A 17,434-nucleotide genomic window follows, 5' to 3' on the forward strand; every position below is an offset into this window, starting at 1 on the left:
CGAGGGGCCTCCTGCCTGCGGCTCGGCGGGGGTCGGGTTCGTCGTGGGGTCTGACACGATCTTCCTTCGTTCGATGGGCGCACCGGATCCCTGAAAACCGGGCGTCACAGCGCAAATCATATCGGTACCCGAACCGCCTATCGAGACAGGCGCACCACCGTTTCGAGATGGTGGGTGTTCGGGAACAGGTCGAACGCTCGGAGGGCTTCCAAGCCGTACCCGAGATCGGCGAAGAGGGCCACGTCGCGAGCCAGGGCCACCGGGTCGCACGCGACGTAGACGACCTGAGCCGGATCGAGCCCTGCGATGGCCTCGACGACCTCCTTGCCGGCGCCCGATCGGGGCGGGTCGAGGACGATCGTCGCGCCTGCCAGCCGTGCTCGTTCCGTCGCCGTCGCACTCGACGTGAGCTCTCGGATCCACCGTTCCACCCGGCCTGTCACGGCCGACGCGCCGATCCACTCCTGCAGGTTCTCGGCGGCATGGTCGGTGGCCCGGGAGTCGCTCTCGACGCTCGTGATCCGCGTGGCCTGGCCGAAGCGGTCGCCGACCGCGGCCGCCAGGAGGCCGACCCCGCCGTAGAGGTCGAGGTTGGCCGCTCGAGGGTCGAAGCGCTCGGGGTCGATCAGGTCTTGGACGGCGGCGGTGAGAGTCGCCGCCGCACCGTGATGGACCTGCCAGAAACCGGCGTCGTCGAGTCGGAACTCCCGGTCGCCCACCTTCTCGGTGACGACGGTGCGCGCCTGCTTGCCGATGATCAGGCGGGCGCCGCCCTCGCTCGGGGAGAGCACGTCGATGGTCTCCTCGCCGGGGAAGCGCTGGTCGAGGGGGGCGACCTCTTCGACTGCTGCCGTCGCCAGGGGCAGGTCGTCCACTGCGACGACCGTGTGCGAGCGTGCCGCGAAGGGGCCCGGGCGGCCGGAGTCGTCGACGTGCAGGCGGATGCGCGTACGCCACCCCGTGCCCGACACCTCGTCGTCGCCGGGGAGGGCCTCGACCGTCACCTCGGGCGTGATGTGCGCCATGCGCTCCAGGGCGTCGCGAAGGACCTGCTCCTTCAACGTGCGCTGGTGGGCGAGCGCGATGTGGCCGAACTCGGCCCCGCCGGCGCGCACGGCCGGGTCGCGGTCGATCGATGCCGCTACCCAGACGTGCTCTTGCCGGTACCGCGACGCCTCCAGGACGGACACCGTGTCGGCTCGCCAGAACGACTTCTTGCGGTCGTCGGTGATGCGCGCCACGACCTTCTCGCCGGGGATGGCGTCGGTCACGAAGACCACGCGACCGTCGAGGCGGGCGACGGAGATACCGCCGTGCGCGATGGAGGTGACGTCGAGCTCGACGTCCTGGCCCTCAAGTGTTCCCATGCGTCCAGTCTCCCGCATGGCACGCTTGTCCTCATGACCGTCCGGCTCTATCTCGCCAGCACCTCTCCCGCCCGCCTCTCGCTCCTCCGTGCGGCCGGCATCGAACCCGTGCTGCTCGCCCCCGGCGTCGACGAGGACGAGGCCGTCGCCGTCGAGGAGGGCCGCCTCGGTCGGCGTCTCGACGCGGTCGAGACGGTGGCCCTCCTCGCTCGAGCCAAGGCCGAAGCGGTGCTCGGCGCGACGGTCGACGGGCGGCCCCTCGACGGATTCGTGCTCGGCGGCGACTCCGCGTTCGAGATCGAGGGCGACGTCCTCGGCAAGCCGCACGAGCCCGCGACCGCTTTCGAGCGGTGGCAGCAGATGATCCGGGTCGGATCGGGCGTCCTCCACTCGGGCCACCACCTGATCGACCATCGGGGCGGACGACCCGGGCAGGGTGTCACGGCGACCGCCTCGGCCGACCTGACGTTCGCCCCCGACATCACGGACGCCGAGATCGAGGCCTACGTCGCGACGGGCGAGCCCCTGAAGGTCGCGGGCGCGTTCACGATCGACGGGCTGGCGGCCGCCTTCATCACCGAGATCGTCGGCACCCCGAGCGCAGTCGTCGGGCTGTCCATCCCCCTGCTGCGTCGACTGCTCCGGGAGCACTTCGACGTCGAGTGGCACGAACTCTGGACCACGGGCCATGGTCTGACATAGCGCGGCCCCTTGTAGGACTCGGCCGCGTGCATCCCCCGCTTTTTGTGCATGGCAGCCAAAGGCGCGACGGGCGGGCCCCGTAGGCTTGACCTCCATGCCGCGTATTACGAAGGTGCTCATCGCCAACCGGGGAGAAATCGCGGTCCGGGTGATCCGGGCCGCGAGAGACAGCTCCATCGCCTCCGTCGCGGTCTACGCCGACCAGGACCGCGACGCCCTGCACGCCCGCCTCGCCGACGAGGCGTACGCGCTCGGCGGCACCACGAGCGCCGACACCTACCTCGTCATCGACAAGATCCTGTCCGTCGCCCGCCGGTCCGGCGCCGACGCCGTGCACCCCGGCTACGGCTTCCTCGCCGAGAACGCCGACTTCGCCCGAGCCGTCATCGCGGCCGGCCTCATCTGGATCGGCCCGTCGCCCGAGGCGATCGAGAAGCTCGGCGACAAGGTCTCGGCCCGCCACATCGCGGAGAAGGTCGGCGCACCCCTCGCCCCCGGCACGCTCAACCCCGTCTCCGGCGCCGACGAGATCCTCGCCTTCGTCGACGAGTTCGGTCTCCCCGTGGCCATCAAGGCGGCCTTCGGCGGCGGCGGCCGAGGCCTGAAGATCGCCCGCACTCGCGAAGAGATCCCCGAGCAGTTCGACTCCGCCGTCCGCGAGGCCGTCGCCGCCTTCGGTCGCGGCGAGTGCTTCGTCGAGAAGTACCTCGACAAGCCCCGCCACGTCGAGACGCAGTGCATCGCCGACCAGCACGGCAACGTCGTCATCGTGTCGACGCGCGACTGCTCACTCCAGCGTCGCCACCAGAAGCTGGTCGAAGAGGCCCCCGCACCCTTCCTCACCGACGAGCAGCAGACCAAGCTCTACGCCGCCTCGAAGGCGATCCTCCGCGAGGTCGGCTACGTCGGCGCCGGCACCTGCGAGTTCTTGATCGGCCAAGACGGAACGGTGTCGTTCCTCGAGGTCAACACCCGGCTTCAGGTCGAGCACCCCGTCTCCGAAGAGGTCACGGGCATCGACCTCGTGCGCGAGCAGTTCCGTGTGGCCGAGGGCGGCGCCCTCGACTACGGCGACCCCACCCCGAAGGGGCACTCGTTCGAGTTCCGCATCAACGGCGAAGACCCGGGCCGCAACTTCTTCCCGGCCCCCGGCCCCGTGCACGTGTTCAAGGCGCCCGGCGGCCCCGGCGTCCGCGTCGACAGCGGAGTTCAGGCCGGCGACGAGATCAGCGGCGCGTTCGACTCGCTCCTCGCCAAGCTCATCGTGACCGGCTCCTCCCGCGAGGACGCCCTCGAGCGATCCCGCCGCGCCCTGGAGGAGTTCGACATCGCCGGCCTCCCGACCGTCCTGCCGTTCCACCGCGCTATCGTCTCCGACCCCGCGTTCGCCCCCGCCGACGGCGCCCCCTTCTCGATCTACACGCGATGGATCGAAACCGAGTTCGACAACCGCATCGAGCCCTGGAGCGGCGAGGCCGAGGCGCCCCGCGTCGAGCCCGAACGCAGCACCGTGGTCGTCGAGGTCGACGGCAAGCGCATCGAGGTCACCCTCCCCGCAGCTCTCGGCACCCGGGCCCCCGTCACCGCCGCTCCCCCGCGCCGCCGCGGTGCGGCCCGCACGTCGGTCGCCACCGCCACCGGCAACTCGGTGATCGCACCGATGCAGGCCACGGTGGTCAAGCTCGCGGTCGAAGAGGGGCAGAAGGTCGTCAAGGGCGACCTCGTCCTCGTCCTCGAGGCCATGAAGATGGAGCAGCCGGTGTCGGCGCACCGCGACGGCACGGTCTCCGGCATCGCGGCGACCGTCGGCGAGACGGTGTCGTCCGGGCACGTGCTGCTGTCGATCGGCGACTAGCGTTGCCGCGTTTTGCTCGATGAGGAAATCCTGACCGCAAGTGAGGACTTCCGACCTGTAGGCGCACTTTCCCAAGGAAGAAGGCGCCGCAGGCGCACCTGGCTGAGGACCTCCCTCTCAGGGTTCCTCGCCTAGCGACCTGCGCATCCCACGCCACCTCTTCTCCACAACGGGGGATGCACGGGGTCGTCATCCACAGAACACATCGAGCAGGCGCGCTAGAGCCCTTCGCGCGGCCACGCTTGCCCGATGGGACCCCTGCAGAACGCCTTCGTCGCCGGTGGCGGCTTCGCCACGTCCGACGAGCTCACTGTCGCCGGCGCCGACTCACGCACGATTCGAAGGCTGCTCGCCGAAGGTCGCATCGTGCGTCATCGGCGCGGCTACTACGGCCTGCCGAGTTCGCTGCCCAGCGGCGGCCACGCACTTCGTCTGGGAGGCCGACTCGCCGGTCTCAGCGCCGCGGACAGCTTCGGCATCTGGGCGGGCTGGGAGCACCCGCTGACTCTGGCCGTCCGGGGCAACGCAGCACTGGTAGGGGGTCGACGCCCGGCGACCCACGCTCCGGGGCGGCGGCACGACCCTGCAGTCGGAGAGTTCGTGGTGCACTGGAACGACGACCGGCGAGACCGACGATGGTGCTGGCGAGTATCGGCCGATCGGTGTGTGCTCCAAACGTTGCGGTGGAACGACTCCGAGACGGCGGCTGCAGTCGTGGAGACGGCTTTGTCGGCCGGTCTGATCGATCTTCCGGAGTTACTCACGCGAACCGAGGGCTCGCCGACTCTGCAGGCATTGGTCCGAACCTGTCGGAGTGGCGCCGGCTCGGGGGTCGAATCGATCGGCCGGCGCCGATTCGAAAGGTGCGGCTTGGAATTCGATCTGCAGTACCCCGTACCGGGTGTCGGTCGAGTCGATCTCAAGGTCGTCGGGGCGCCGCTGCTCATCGAGTTCGACGGCTATCGCTTCCACTCGAGCCCGGCTCGTTTCGCCGACGACCGCAGGAGGAGCGCCGAAGCACAGGCTCGCGGTTTCACGACCCTTCGATTCACGGCAGTCCAGGTCCGGGAGGATTGGGATTGGGTCGAGTCCACGGTGTTCGCGACGCTCTCTCGGATTCATCGATGAGCGGCGCGGAGATCCGCCGGGATCGTGGTGCACTTCGTGCGACCGGCGCCGTCGCACAGCGCCGCAGGGGCTCAGTTGACGATGTGCATGGCGCGGGCCGCGTCGGCGATGCTTCCCGAGAGCGACGGGTAGACGGTGAAGGCCCGCGCCACCTGGTCGACCGTCAGGCGGTGCTCCACGGCGAGCGCCAGCGGAAAGATCAGCTCGGAGGCCTTGGGCGCGACGATCACCCCGCCGATCACCGTGCCCGAACCGGTCCGCGCGAAGATCTTCACGAAGCCGTCCTTGATCCCCATCATCTTCGCCCGCGGGTTGGAAGCCAGGGGCAGCTTGTAGATCTCCCCCTGGGCGATCCCGTCCTCGATCTGCTGCTGCGTCCAGCCGACTGTCGCGATCTCCGGTTGGGTGAAGATGTTCGACGTGACGTTGCGGATCTCGATCGGCGTCACGGCGTCTCCCATCGCGTGGAAGACGGCGGTCCGCCCCTGCATCGACGCGACGGAGGCCAGCGGCATGAACTCGCTGCAGTCCCCCGCGGCGTAGACCGACGGCACCGAGGTGCGCGCCACGCGATTGACCCGGATGTGGCCGGTCTCGCTCACCTGGATCCCGGCCTCCTCCAATCCGATGCCCGCCGTGTTCGGAATCGAGCCCACGGCCATCAGGCAGTGGCTTCCCTCGATGCGGCGCCCGTCGGCCAGGGTCGCCACGACGCCGTCCTCCGTCCGCTCGACCGACTGGGCCCTCGACTTCGAGAGGACCTCCATGCCGTTGCGCCGGAACACGTCCTCGATGACACGCGCGGCGTCCGCGTCCTCGCCCGGAAGCACCTGGTCGCGGCTGGAGATCAACGTGACCCGCGCGCCGAGGGCCGTGTACGCGCTGGCGAACTCGGCCCCGGTGACGCCGGAGCCGACCACGATGAGGTGGTCGGGCACGGCGCGGAGGGAATAGAGCTGGGTCCAGGTGAGGATCCGCTCGCCGTCGGGCTTGGCGGAGTCGAGCTCCCGGGGTCGGGCACCGACGCTGATCACGACGGTGTCGGCTTCGACCTCGTCGAAGTCGGCCGCCGTCGGTCCACGCCCGGTCGACACGACGATGCGCGAGGGTCCGTCGAGGCGCCCCTCCCCCGTGATGATCCGCACGCCCGCCTTCACCAGCTGTGCCCGCATGTCCTCGGACTGCTGCCGGGCGAGACGGACGAGTCGCTCGTTCACGGCCTGCAGGTTGACGGCGACCTGCGGCCGGACGGGGCGCCCGCTGTCGGAGCGGGTGAAGAACTGCACACCGAGGTCGGCCGCCTCGCCGATGGCGTTCGAGGCCTCGGCGACGGCGATCAGCGTCTTCGACGGCACCACGTCGGTGATGACCGCCGAACCACCGACGCCCACCCGTTCGACCAGGGTGACGTCGGCGCCGAGCTGAGCTCCGCTGAGTGCCGCCTCGTACCCGCCCGGCCCGCCCCCGAGGATGGCCAGACGCTGCTTCCGCTCGAACTCGTAGCTCATGGACCCCATTATCCGGGTCGGCCCGGTCGCCACTCGGTGGCGGGTGCCGCCCTTAGAGTGGTTCGCATGCCTTCGACCTCTTCGAACCCCCTCGACGACCCCTCGGCCGACCCGTTCGAGATCGCCCGCACCGCTGCCGGCGAACTCGCGGAGGCCACCGGTATCCCCCGGCACGACATCGCCCTCACTCTCGGCAGCGGGTGGGCCAAGGCCGCCGACCTCCTCGGCGAGACGGTGGCCGAGGTCCCCGCCTCCGAGATCACGGGGTTCACGGCCTCGGCCGTCGTCGGCCACACGGGCTCACTGCGCAGCGTCCGCCTTCCCGACGGCCGACACGCTCTCGTCATCGGGGCCCGTACGCACTACTACGAGGGCTACGGGGTCCGACGCGTCGTGCACAGCGTGCGCACGGCCGCCGCCGCCGGTGCCGCGATCATGATCCTGACCAACGGGGCGGGCGGAATCCGAGAGACCTGGAAGCCGGGCACCCCTGTCCTCATCAGCGACCACATCAACCTCACCGCCGATTCCCCCCTCGAGGGCGCCACCTTCATCGACCTCACCGATCTCTACTCGACGCGTCTGCGCGACGTCGCCCGGTCCGTCGACCCCACCCTCGACGAGGGCGTCTACACGCAGTTCCGCGGACCGCACTACGAGACTCCGGCCGAGGTGCAGATGGCCAAGGCCATCGGCGGCCACATCGTCGGGATGTCCACGGCCCTCGAGGCCATCGCGGCTCGCCAGGCCGGTCTCGAGGTCCTTGGTTTCTCCCTCATCACCAACCTGGCCGCCGGCATTCAGAAGACCCCCCTCTCCCACCAGGAGGTCATCCAGGCCGGCCGCGAAGCCGAGCCCGTCATCAGCGACCTGCTCGCGCGCGTGGTGAAGGCGCTGTGACCGAGCACGACAGGGCCGAGCGCGACCGAGCAGAGCGCGAGCTGCTCGCTCGGGCGACCGCTTGGCGCGACCAGGACCCCGATCCCGAGACCCGAGCCGAGCTGACGGACCTGCTCGAGCAGATCACGGCGGACGACTCCGAGCGTTCCGACCAGCGTGAGAACGCCCTTCGCGATCTCGCCTCCCGGTTCGACGGGCGTCTCGAATTCGGCACCGCCGGTCTCCGAGGCGAGCTCGGCGCCGGCTCCGCTCGGATGAACCGCGTCCTCGTCGCGCAGGCCGCCGCCGGTTTCGCCGCGTTCCTCGTCGGTCGGGCCGCGACCGGAGAGAAGCCGAGCATCGTGATCGGCTACGACGGCCGCACCAACAGCGACGTCTTCGCTCGCGACACCGCCGAGATCATGGCGGCCGCAGGCGTCTCGGCGACGATCCTCCCTCGAGCTCTCCCGACCCCCGTCCTGGCCTTCGCTGTCCGGCATCTCGCGTCGAGTGCGGGCGTCATGGTGACGGCCAGCCACAACCCCCCACGCGACAACGGGTACAAGGTCTATCTCGGGGGCGACGATCACGGGTCCCAGATCGTGAGCCCGGTCGACGGCGAGATCGCCGCGTTGATCGAGGTCGCTGCCGAATCGTCGGTCGCGAGCATCCCCCGTTCCGATGACTACGCCACGGCCGGCGACGATCTCGTCATGGACTACGTACGGCTCACCGCCGCCGTGGCCGGCTCACCGCAGGCACGGACGATCCAGCCCCGGGTCGTCTACACGGCGATGCACGGCGTCGGGTGGGAGGTCGCCCGGCGCGCCTTCGCCACGGCGGGTTTCACCGAGCCGATCCCGGTCGCCGAACAGGCCGCTCCCGATGCGGCCTTCCCCACGGTGGCATTCCCGAACCCGGAAGAGCCCGGCGCGATGGACCTCTCGTTCGCCACGGCCGCGCGCGTCGAGGCCGACCTGATCCTGGCGAACGATCCCGACGCCGACCGCCTGGCCGTCGCCCTTCCCGTCGGGGGCGACCGCACCACCTGGCGACGCCTGTCCGGCAACGAGGTGGGTGCCCTCCTCGGATGGCGTGCCGCCGCTCGCGTCGCGGGCGACGCAGGCGAGGCGGGCGAAGCAGGCGACGGCGACCGCGGCGACAGCGGACTCGGCACCGGCACGCTCGCCGCGAGCATCGTCTCGTCGCCGGCCCTACGCGAGGTGGCCAGGCAGTACGGTCTCCCCTACGCCGATACCCTCACCGGTTTCAAGTGGGTCTCTCGCGTCGACGGCCTGGTCTACGGCTACGAGGAGGCACTCGGCTACCTCGTCGATCCTGCCAAGGTCCGCGACAAAGACGGAATCTCCGCGGCGATCGACATGCTCTCCCTCGTCGCCGAGCTCATGACGGCGGGAACCACGCTGGAGCAGCATCTGCAGGAGTTCGACGCCCGCTTCGGCGCATTCGCGTCGTCGCAGGTGTCGCTTCGTGTCTCCGATCTGGCCGACATCCCCCGCATCACCTCCGCCTTGCGCTCCGCTCCCCCGGCCGACATCGGCGGGCACCAGGTCGAGCGCACCGACGATTTCCTGAACGGCTTCGAGCAGTTCCCCGCGGGCGACATCCTGAGGTACTGGCTGGGCGGCGATGCCTCCCACGACGGCTCGCGCGTGATCGTGCGTCCGAGCGGCACCGAGCCGAAGCTCAAGGTCTACATCGACGCCTGGAGCACGACCGGCGATGCGGCAGCGCGACGGGTGGCCGCCGACGCGGTCGTGGCCGAGCTCGAGGCGGGCGTGCGGCAGCTGCTGGCGTAGCGCGCGGCACACGTCCTGGCGTGGGGCGGTCGGTGGGATGCGGCCCGATCGCACCTTCGCCCCGTCGAATCGGCGCGACCCCTGAGGACTTTCGTGGGGGCCTCGCCGATTCGAAGGGCCAGGTCTGCCCAGTGCGCGCCCGCCCGCCGAATCGAAGGGGGCCCGCCCAACCCAAGGGGCCCCGCCCAACCCAAGGGGCCCCGCCGAACCCAAGGGGGCCCGCCGGACCGAAGGCGCCGACCCGGCCTCAGCCCAGCGCGGCCTGCAGCTTCTCGGCGAGTTCCTGCTGGTCGAAGTAGTTCACGATCACGATGACGTCGGCGAACGTCGGCCCGATGGCGTCGACGAACTCGGCCGACGTCAGGATGATCTGGGCGTCGTCCGCCACCGTGCGAACACTGGCGACGTCCGCCGCGACGACCTCGACCGTCCCCAGATCGAGCCGGGCCAGGACCCGCTCGGCGTTGACCTTGAGGATTCCGCTCGCACCGATGCCGGCGCCGCAGATGGTGACGATCTTCACGAGGCCGACGCTCCGAGCAGTCGTCGAACCTCGTCGGCCGATCCGGCCGCGGCCACAGCGGGGATCACCGAGGCGTCGTTGAAGACGTTCGCCAGCCCGGCGATCGACTCGAGGTGACCGCCGACCGACTCGACGGCGAGCCCGAGGACGACGCGGACCGGGTCGTTGTACGGGTGCCCGAACAGCACCGGCGACGCCAGCGTGACCACGGACAGGCCCGTGCGGACGACCTGGTCGTCGGGCCGAGCGTGGGCCAAAGCGAGACCGGGAGCGATCACGACGTACGGGCCGTGCTCGTCGATCATGCGGATCATCTCGTCGGCGTACCCGGCCCGTGCGGCGCCGGAGGCCAAGAGCGCCCGCCCCGCCGCGCGGACGGCCTGCCGCCAGTCGCCGGCCGGGTCGCCGAGGACGATGGCTTCGTCGGGGAGGGGAGGGAGTGTCACGATCAGGCCTCCGCGAATCCGGCGGCGATGCGGTCGGCGAGATCGTCACGGTCTTCGAGCGGCAGGAAGGACGCGGCCGCCGCGTTGAGCTGGAACGCTTCGAGGTCGGCGAGCTCGTAGTCGAACGCCTGCGCCAGGAGGGCGAGTTCGCGGCTGAGGCTCGTGCCGCTCATCAGGCGGTTGTCGGTGTTGACGGTGACCCGGAAGCCGAGTTGGTAGAGGAGGTCGAACGGGTGCTCGAAGAATTCGGTGCCCCACTGCGCGATGGCCCCGGTCTGCAGGTTCGACGACGGCGCGAGCTCGAGAGCGATCTGTCGGTCGCGCACCCACGAGGCGATGGGGCCCAGCCCGACCGTGGTGCTGTCGCCGTCGCGATTCATGATGCTGACGTCTTCGGCCAGGCGCACCCCGTGCCCGACACGCAGCGCTCGGCCGTCGAGCAGGGCGCCCCTGATGCTGTCGAGCCCGTCGGCCTCGCCGGCGTGCACCGTGACGGGCAGGAACTCCCGAGCCAACAGGTCGAACGCGGTTGCGTGCGCCGACGCCGGGTAGCCCGCCTCGTCGCCTGCGAGGTCGAAGCCCAGCACACCGTTCTCGCGGTGACGCAGGGCCAGCTCGGCGATCTCGAGCGAGACGGTGGGATCCGAGGAACGGAGCGCGGTCACGATCTGCCCCACGGTCATCTCGTGGTTGCGTTCGGCCAGATCGACGACCCCGTCGTCGAGTCCGGTCTGGACCGCTTCGACGGCCTGGTCGAGTGTCAGCCCCCCGAGAAGGTGCTGCTCGGGCGCCCAGCGGACCTCGCCGTGGACGACTCCGTCGGCCGCGAGGTCGAGCACGAACTCGTGCGCGACGCGTCGCAGCGCCTCTTCGGTCTGCATCACGCCGACCGTCACCGAGAAGGTCTTCAGGTAGTCGACCAGCGAGCCGCTGTCGCTCTGCGCGCGGAACCAGGCGTCGAGTTCGGCGGCGTCGAACGCCGGCAGTTCGAGAACCGAGCCGGTCGCCGTGCCCGCCCCACCGGCCAACTCCACGACGGTCGACGCCCGCAACCCGCCGTCGAGGTGGTCGTGCAGCGACACCTTGGGCAGAGCCGCGATGCTCGGACCGCCGTTCGGCAGGCGATATTCCTGGTCCGGTGCGCTCATGGTTCAACCGTACTAGTGGGGCACGACCGAACTCTGAACGGCAGCCACAAGCCTCTCGAACGAACTGTGGACGTTCGCTACGAGATCCGCTCGACGACGAGGGTGCGCGCGGCAGGTGCCGCGTTCCCGATCGACCAGGCTCCCTCGACGGCCTCGAGTGCCCGGGCGAATCGCGAGGGCTCATCGGTGTGCAGCGTGAACAGCGGCTGCCCCTCCACGACCGCATCGCCGGGCTTCGCGTGCAGCTCGATTCCCGCGGCCGCCTGCACCGGGTCCTGCTTCCGCGCACGCCCGGCGCCGAGCCGCCAGGCCCCGATGCCGAAGGGCAGCGCCTCCTGCTCGACGAGGAACCCGGAGCGCGGCGCCGTGACGACCTGCGTCTCTCGAGCGGTCGGCAGCGGTGCGGAGGCGTCTCCGCCCTGCGCCTCGATCATCCGTCGCCAGGTGTCCATGGCGCGCCCGTCGTCGAGCGCCGCCTCGACGTCGGCGTCGGGCTGGCCGGCGAGCGTGAGCATCTCGCGTGCCAGGGCGACGGTCAACTCCCGCACATCGGCGGGGCCGCCACCGGAGAGGACCTCCAGCGACTCGCGCACCTCGAGCGCATTGCCGATGGTGAGGCCGAGGGGGACGCTCATGTCGGTGAGCAGCGCGGTCGTCGTGACCCCCGCATCCGTGCCGAGGTCGACCATCGTCTGCGCCAGCAGGCGCGACTGCGCTCGGTCTTGGATGAACGCGCCCGAGCCGAACTTCACGTCGAGCACCAGCGCGGCGGTGCCCTCGGCGATCTTCTTCGACATGATCGACGAGGCGATCAGGGGGATGCACTCGACGGTGCCCGTGATGTCGCGCAGGGCGTAGAGCTTGCCGTCGGCGGGAGCGAGACCCGACCCGGCCGCGCAGATGACCGCGCCGACCTCGTCGAGGATCTCGCGCATCCGCTCGTTCGAGATCGAGGCCTGCCAGCCGGGGATGCTCTCCAGCTTGTCGAGCGTGCCACCGGTGTGCCCGAGCCCACGGCCCGAGAGCTGCGGCACCGCGACTCCGAACGAGGCCACGAGCGGAGCCAACGGCAGCGTGATCTTGTCGCCCACGCCGCCGGTGGAGTGCTTGTCGACCGTCGTCTTCGACAGGCTCCGGAAGTCCATCGTCTCGCCCGACGCGATCATCGCCAGGGTCATGTCGCGGATCTCACGGCGCTCCATGCCGTTCAAGAAGATCGCCATCGTCAGGGCCGACATCTGCTCGTCGGCCACGTAACCGCGCGTGTAGGCGTCGATCAGCCAGTCGATCTGCGGCGTCGACAGCGCACCTCCCGAGCGCTTCACGCGGATCAGGTCGACGGTGTCGAAGGGCTCGACGGCGGTGGTGCTCATGCGGACTCCAGTGAGAGGCGAAACAGAAAAGGGGGGATGCTCGGGCTCACGCCTGCGCGTCGCGGTACTCGGTCAGCTGCCGCGGCCCGAACGCGTCGGGCAGCACCTCGTCGATGGTCTTGAAGCCCGACACCGTGTCGAGCACCATTCCCTCGGCCGAGTGTTCGTACAGCAGTTGCCGGCAGCGGCCGCACGGCATCAGCACGGAGCCGTGGCCGTCGACGCACGCGAACGCGATCAGGAGGCCACCGCCGCCCATCACGAGGTCGCCGACCAGGGCGCACTCGGCGCAGAGGGTGACCCCGTACGAGGCGTTCTCGATGTTGCAGCCGGAGACGATGCGACCGTCGTCGGTGAGCGCGGCGGCTCCGACCGGGAAGTTCGAGTACGGAGCGTAGGCGCGTTCCATGGCCGTCGTGGCCGCGGCACGGAGGGCGGTCCAGTCGATCTCGGACGACGAGGGGGCGACGAGGGGGCTCATGATTTGATGTACGGCTTCCCGGAGGCGGCCGGCCCCCTCGACTGCCCCACCAGCCCGGCGACGGCGAGGATCGTCACCACGTACGGCAGCATCAGCATGAACTCGCTCGGCACGGGCGACCCGACGGCGCTGAGGACGCTCTGGAGGTTGCTCGCGAAGCCGAAGAGCAGGGCGGCGAGCGTGGCGCGGATCGGATCCCAGCGACCGAAGATCACCGCGGCCAGGGCGATGTATCCGGCGCCGGCGGTCATCGTCTTCTGGAACGAGCCGAGGTCGCCCAGGGTGAAGAACGCCCCGCCGAGACCGGCGATCGCACCGGCGAGCGACACGTTCCAGAACCGCGACAGGTTCACTTTGATACCGACGGTGTCGGCGGCCTGCGGGTGCTCGCCCACAGCGCGGAGACGGAGACCCCACTTGGTCTTGAAGAGCCCGAACCAGACGGCGAAGATCGCCACGTACATCAAGTAGACGACGACGTTCTGCTGGAAGAGCAGAGGCCCGATGAGAGGGATGCGCGACAGGACCGGCACGTCGAACGCACTGAACAGCAGCCCCTTGTTGAGCGAGGGCGTCTTCGACAGCACCTGCGAGTACAGGAAGCTCGTCAGGCCGGTGACGAGCACGTTGAGCACGACGCCGACGATGACCTGGTCGACGAGGTAGCGGATGCTGAACACGGCCAGCACCATCGAGACGAGCGCCCCGGCGATCATGGCGCTGACGAGGCCGATCCAGAGCGACCCCGTGATGCTCGCGACGACGGCCGAGACGAAGGCGCCGCCGAGGAGCTGCCCCTCGATCGCGACGTTCACGACCCCGACCCGCTCGGAGATCACGCCGCCCAAAGCGCCGAAGATCAGCGGCGTCGAGAGGGCCAACGACCCGACGAGGAGCCCCGGCACGAGGATCGAGCTGCCGGCCCCGGCCCAGGTGAGGAATCCGACCAGGAACAGGACGCCGAAGACCGCGACGAGCCACAGCGGCGTCTTGCGGTAGCGGGAGGCGGCCAGGAACGAGTACACCGTGATCAGAGCCAGCACGATCGTGAGCACGACGCCCGTGGCGGCGGTCGGCAGCACGGCGTTGGGAAGAGTGAAGAAGTCGCTCGACGTCGAGAGCCGGAAGGTCGAGTGGCCCGTCCGCCCCGCGACGACGAACAGCAGGAGGCCGATGACGGTGAAGAGCGTCAGCGCGATGGGCGCCTTGAACGTGCGAGTGCGAGTGATCGCGAGGCCGGGGGTCTCGGCGACGGGGACCGCCACGTCGGGTGTGAGGGTGCTCATTTGGTCACCACCGCCATCTTCTTCGAGTCGGCTTTCGCGGAACGGGTCGGTCGCGGCTTCGCTCCCGGCGCGGGGATGCGGAAGATGCTGCGGACGAGCGGCGGGGCCGCGACGAACAGCACGATTAGCGACTGGACCACCAGGACGATGTCGATGGGCACACCGTTCGCGGCCTGCATCGCGTATCCCCCGGCCTTCAACGCACCGAACAGGATGCCGGCGCCGAAGACGCCCCACGGCCGTGATCGCCCGAGCAGGGCCACGGTGATCGCGTCGAACCCGATGCCGGCGTCGATACCGGAGGAGAAGCCCGTCGTCAGCGTCGACAGCACCTGCGTGGCACCGGCGATGCCGATCAGCGCGCCGGAGATCAGCATCGCCCAGACGTAGACGTTCTTGACGTTGATGCCGGCGGTGCGGGCCGCGTGCGGGTTCTCGCCGACTGCGCGGAAGCGGAAGCCGAGGCTGGAACGGTTCAGCAGCCAGGAGACGAAGAACGTCGCGGCGATCACGATCAGGAACCCGAGGCTGAGCGGGAAGTGCGCGCCGAAGGGGTTCGGGAGGATGGCCGACGGGAGGGTGGCCGGCGACTGGGGGTTGGTCGACCCCTTCGCCTGCAGGAGGCCGGGTGTGCGCAGCATGAACGAGATGAGGTAGAGCGCGACGTAGTTCAGCATGATGGTCACGATCACCTCGTGCGCGCCGGTGCGGGCCTTGAGGAAGCCGACGATCGCCCCCCAGAACGCGCCGCCGACGATGCCGGCGATCACGGCGAGGGGGATGTGGATGCCGATCGGCAGGTCGAACGAGAAGCCGACCCAGCCGGCGCACGCGGCGCCGATCAGGATCTGGCCCTGACCGCCGATGTTGAACATGCCGGTGCGGAACGACAGTGCCACGCCGAGACCCGCAACGATGAGCGGCATCGCGAAGTTCAGCGTGCTGGCGAGCGGCGTGATGGCCGCAGCGAACCCGACGGCCTGGAAGTTGATGATCGCGCCCTGGAAGATCGAGGTGTAGGCCAGCGAGACCGAGCTCCAGGCGGCGCCAAACAGGTCGGTGGGCCGGGCGAAGAAGTAGCCGGCGGTCGACTGCACGGTCGGATCGGTCGCGGCGATCAGGATCCCGCTGAGGATGAGCGCGAGAACCACGGCCAGGATCGAGATGGCGGCGTTGCTGCCCACCACCTGGCGCAGGATGCTCGCCCCGCGCTCGTCGGTCGTCTCGCGCTCGTGGGGCTCGGGCGTCGTCGCCTCGGCCTCGGTCTTCTCGGTGGTGTCGCTCATGCGACGGGCTCCGTTCCGGTCGTGCTGGGGGCGGCGCCGGCGGACGCCGTGGCCCGGGTCTCGGCCGCTTCGGGGACCTCCCCGGCCATCATGAGGCCGAGGACGTCGCGCGGGGTGTCGGCGGGGACGATGCCGATGATGGTGCCGCGGTACATGACGGCGATACGGTCGGCGAGAGCGGTGACCTCGTCGAGTTCGGTCGAGACCACGATCACCGGGACACCGGAGTCGCGGGTGGCGACGATTCGCTTGTGCACGAATTCGATCGAGCCCACGTCGATGCCGCGGGTCGGCTGGGCGGCCACGAAGAGCCGCAGGTCGCGCGAGAGCTCGCGGGCCAGGACGACCTTCTGCTGGTTGCCGCCGGAGAGCCGTCCGACCGGCGTCGAGATGCCCTGGCTGCGGATGTCGAACTCCCGCACCTTCTCGGTGGCGAACGCGGCCAGGTCGACGAGTTTGAGCCAGCCCCGCTTGACGAACGGGCCCGACTGCGACCGGTCGAGCATCAGATTCTCGGCGATGGTGAACTCGCCGACCAGACCGTCTTCGGTGCGGTCCTCCGGCACGAAGCCGACGCCGGAGTCGAGGACCTTGCGGACGCTGAGGCCGGTGATGTCTTTGCCGTCGAGCGTGATCCGCCCCTCCACCCGGGGCTGGAGGCCGAGGATCGCCTCGGTGAGTTCGGTCTGGCCGTTGCCCTGCACGCCGGCGATGGCGAGGATCTCGCCCCGTCGCACCTCGAACGACACATGATCGACGACGACCTGCCCGATCGCGTCGACGACCCGCAGATCGTCCACGACGAGGGCTTCGTCGCCGGGCGTCGCGGGCTCCTTCTGCACCGTCAGCTCGACGGAGCGGCCGACCATGAGCGAGGCGAGCTCGGCGTTCGACGCATCGGGGGATGCCTCGCCCACTACCTGACCGAGGCGGATGACGGTGATGCGCGACGCGACCTCGCGGACCTCGCGCAGCTTGTGGGTGATGAAGACGATGGCGGTTCCGGCGTCGCGGAGCTGCCTCATGATCGCCATCAGCTCGTCGGTCTCCTGCGGAGTGAGCACGGCGGTGGGCTCGTCGAACACGAGGACCTTCGCGTCTCGGGAGAGGGCCTTGATGATCTCGACGCGCTGCTGGACACCGACGGGCAGCTCTTCGACGAGCGCGTCGGGGTCGACGTCGAACCCGAACCGAGCCGAGATCTCGCGCACCTTCGCGCGGGCCCCCGGAAGGTCGAGGCGCCCGCCGAACGCGGTCTCCTCGTGGCCGAGCATGACGTTCTCGGCGACCGTGAAGACGGGGACCAGCATGAAGTGCTGGTGCACCATGCCGATGCCGGCCTTCATGGCGTCCCCCGGGCCGTCGAAGTGCTGGGCGACGTCGTCGAGGAGGATCTCGCCCTCGTCGGCCTGATAGAGGCCGTAGAGCACGTTCATCAGGGTCGACTTGCCGGCGCCGTTCTCGCCCAGCAGGGCGTGGATCTCGCCCGGCTCGACCGTGAGGTCGATGTGGTCGTTGGCCGTGAGAGCGCCGAAGCGCTTGGTGATGCCCCGCAGTTCGAGCTTCATCGGTTTCTCCTGTGGTGTCCAGGGCGAAGGGCCCGAAGCGACGTTAGTCGCCTCGGGCCCCTTC

Annotated in this window: 15 protein-coding genes and 1 pseudogene; 6 read left to right on the forward strand and 10 right to left on the reverse strand. The window is 69.9% G+C overall.

What is annotated here, in order from left to right:
• Positions 1–137: 137 nt before the first annotated feature.
• Positions 138–1,367 carry a class I SAM-dependent RNA methyltransferase gene (locus tag ABEA39_RS18490; RefSeq protein WP_345377447.1) on the reverse strand — a complete coding sequence of 410 codons (1,230 nt, stop codon included), beginning with the start codon at positions 1,365–1,367 and terminating at the stop codon, positions 138–140.
• A gap of 33 nt (positions 1,368–1,400) precedes the next feature.
• Between ABEA39_RS18490 and ABEA39_RS18495 the strand changes: the two genes are divergently transcribed.
• The 4 genes and pseudogenes from ABEA39_RS18495 to ABEA39_RS18505 all read left to right on the forward strand — a co-directional run bounded on the left by ABEA39_RS18495 (position 1,401) and on the right by ABEA39_RS18505 (position 5,052).
• Entirely contained in the window at positions 1,401–2,069 is a 669-nt protein-coding gene (locus tag ABEA39_RS18495; RefSeq protein ID WP_345377448.1) for a Maf family protein, read from the forward strand.
• Positions 2,070–2,163: 94 nt separating this feature from the next.
• The gene (locus ABEA39_RS18500; RefSeq protein WP_345377449.1) at positions 2,164–3,924 is read left to right on the forward strand and encodes an acetyl/propionyl/methylcrotonyl-CoA carboxylase subunit alpha; all 1,761 of its coding nucleotides are present in this window, start codon (positions 2,164–2,166) and stop codon (positions 3,922–3,924) included.
• A 249-nt stretch (positions 3,925–4,173) separates the two neighbouring features.
• Positions 4,174–4,311: pseudogene (locus ABEA39_RS18860) on the forward strand (type IV toxin-antitoxin system AbiEi family antitoxin domain-containing protein); the annotation flags it as partial.
• A gap of 483 nt (positions 4,312–4,794) precedes the next feature.
• A complete protein-coding gene (locus ABEA39_RS18505; protein WP_345377450.1) occupies positions 4,795–5,052 on the forward strand; it encodes an endonuclease domain-containing protein in 258 nt (85 codons plus the stop codon).
• Positions 5,053–5,123: 71 nt separating this feature from the next.
• On the opposite strand, the gene ABEA39_RS18510 is transcribed toward ABEA39_RS18505, so the two are convergent.
• Entirely contained in the window at positions 5,124–6,560 is a 1,437-nt protein-coding gene (locus ABEA39_RS18510; RefSeq protein ID WP_345377451.1) for an NAD(P)H-quinone dehydrogenase, read from the reverse strand.
• A gap of 66 nt (positions 6,561–6,626) precedes the next feature.
• On the opposite strand from ABEA39_RS18510, the gene ABEA39_RS18515 reads away from it, so the two are divergent.
• Both ABEA39_RS18515 and ABEA39_RS18520 read left to right on the forward strand, forming a co-directional pair.
• Positions 6,627–7,460, forward strand: coding sequence for a purine-nucleoside phosphorylase (locus tag ABEA39_RS18515; protein ID WP_345377452.1), 834 nt, complete (start codon positions 6,627–6,629; stop codon positions 7,458–7,460).
• Entirely contained in the window at positions 7,457–9,259 is a 1,803-nt protein-coding gene (locus ABEA39_RS18520) for a phospho-sugar mutase (RefSeq protein ID WP_345377453.1), read from the forward strand. Before ABEA39_RS18515 ends, ABEA39_RS18520 begins: the two co-directional genes overlap by 4 nt.
• A gap of 247 nt (positions 9,260–9,506) precedes the next feature.
• Here the strand turns inward: ABEA39_RS18520 and ABEA39_RS18525 are convergent, their stop codons facing one another.
• The 8 genes from ABEA39_RS18525 to ABEA39_RS18560 form a co-directional block, all read right to left on the reverse strand.
• On the reverse strand, positions 9,507–9,782 hold the full coding sequence (locus ABEA39_RS18525; protein ID WP_345377454.1) for a PTS sugar transporter subunit IIB: 276 nt from the start codon (positions 9,780–9,782) through the stop codon (positions 9,507–9,509).
• Complete coding sequence (locus ABEA39_RS18530; RefSeq protein WP_345377455.1) at positions 9,779–10,228, reverse strand: PTS sugar transporter subunit IIA; 450 nt, start codon at positions 10,226–10,228, stop codon at positions 9,779–9,781. The genes ABEA39_RS18525 and ABEA39_RS18530 overlap by 4 nt, the downstream gene beginning before the upstream one ends.
• A gap of 2 nt (positions 10,229–10,230) precedes the next feature.
• Positions 10,231–11,376 (reverse strand): adenosine deaminase, encoded by a 1,146-nt coding sequence (locus ABEA39_RS18535; RefSeq protein WP_345377456.1) that lies wholly within the window; start codon positions 11,374–11,376, stop codon positions 10,231–10,233.
• A gap of 77 nt (positions 11,377–11,453) precedes the next feature.
• Positions 11,454–12,749: a thymidine phosphorylase gene (locus ABEA39_RS18540; protein WP_345377457.1), complete on the reverse strand. Its 1,296-nt coding sequence runs from the start codon at positions 12,747–12,749 to the stop codon at positions 11,454–11,456.
• Between the two features lie 46 nt (positions 12,750–12,795).
• Positions 12,796–13,230 (reverse strand): cytidine deaminase, encoded by a 435-nt coding sequence (locus ABEA39_RS18545; protein ID WP_345377458.1) that lies wholly within the window; start codon positions 13,228–13,230, stop codon positions 12,796–12,798.
• Positions 13,227–14,516, reverse strand: a complete 1,290-nt coding sequence (locus ABEA39_RS18550; RefSeq protein WP_345377459.1) for an ABC transporter permease — start codon at positions 14,514–14,516, stop codon at positions 13,227–13,229. The genes ABEA39_RS18545 and ABEA39_RS18550 overlap by 4 nt, the downstream gene beginning before the upstream one ends.
• Positions 14,513–15,802 (reverse strand): ABC transporter permease, encoded by a 1,290-nt coding sequence (locus tag ABEA39_RS18555; RefSeq protein WP_345377460.1) that lies wholly within the window; start codon positions 15,800–15,802, stop codon positions 14,513–14,515. The genes ABEA39_RS18550 and ABEA39_RS18555 overlap by 4 nt, the downstream gene beginning before the upstream one ends.
• Positions 15,799–17,370 carry an ABC transporter ATP-binding protein gene (locus ABEA39_RS18560; protein ID WP_345377461.1) on the reverse strand — a complete coding sequence of 524 codons (1,572 nt, stop codon included), beginning with the start codon at positions 17,368–17,370 and terminating at the stop codon, positions 15,799–15,801. Before ABEA39_RS18560 ends, ABEA39_RS18555 begins: the two co-directional genes overlap by 4 nt.
• Between the last annotated feature and the right edge of the window lie 64 nt (positions 17,371–17,434).

It is taken from the genome of Frondihabitans cladoniiphilus (genome assembly GCF_039544345.1).
Lineage (GTDB): Bacteria > Actinomycetota > Actinomycetes > Actinomycetales > Microbacteriaceae > Frondihabitans > Frondihabitans cladoniiphilus.

Excerpts from the sequence above, each read along its gene's own strand:
- ABEA39_RS18490 (WP_345377447.1), bottom strand. The coding sequence starts at position 1,367 with ATGGGAACACTTGAGGGCCAGGACGTCGAGCTCGACGTCACCTCCATC.
- ABEA39_RS18495 (WP_345377448.1), top strand. The coding sequence starts at position 1,401 with ATGACCGTCCGGCTCTATCTCGCCAGCACCTCTCCCGCCCGCCTCTCG.
- ABEA39_RS18500 (WP_345377449.1), top strand. The coding sequence starts at position 2,164 with ATGCCGCGTATTACGAAGGTGCTCATCGCCAACCGGGGAGAAATCGCG.
- ABEA39_RS18510 (WP_345377451.1), bottom strand. The coding sequence starts at position 6,560 with ATGAGCTACGAGTTCGAGCGGAAGCAGCGTCTGGCCATCCTCGGGGGC.
- ABEA39_RS18515 (WP_345377452.1), top strand. The coding sequence starts at position 6,627 with ATGCCTTCGACCTCTTCGAACCCCCTCGACGACCCCTCGGCCGACCCG.
- ABEA39_RS18535 (WP_345377456.1), bottom strand. The coding sequence starts at position 11,376 with ATGAGCGCACCGGACCAGGAATATCGCCTGCCGAACGGCGGTCCGAGC.
- ABEA39_RS18540 (WP_345377457.1), bottom strand. The coding sequence starts at position 12,749 with ATGAGCACCACCGCCGTCGAGCCCTTCGACACCGTCGACCTGATCCGC.
- ABEA39_RS18545 (WP_345377458.1), bottom strand. The coding sequence starts at position 13,230 with ATGAGCCCCCTCGTCGCCCCCTCGTCGTCCGAGATCGACTGGACCGCC.
- ABEA39_RS18550 (WP_345377459.1), bottom strand. The coding sequence starts at position 14,516 with ATGAGCACCCTCACACCCGACGTGGCGGTCCCCGTCGCCGAGACCCCC.
- ABEA39_RS18555 (WP_345377460.1), bottom strand. The coding sequence starts at position 15,802 with ATGAGCGACACCACCGAGAAGACCGAGGCCGAGGCGACGACGCCCGAG.
- ABEA39_RS18560 (WP_345377461.1), bottom strand. The coding sequence starts at position 17,370 with ATGAAGCTCGAACTGCGGGGCATCACCAAGCGCTTCGGCGCTCTCACG.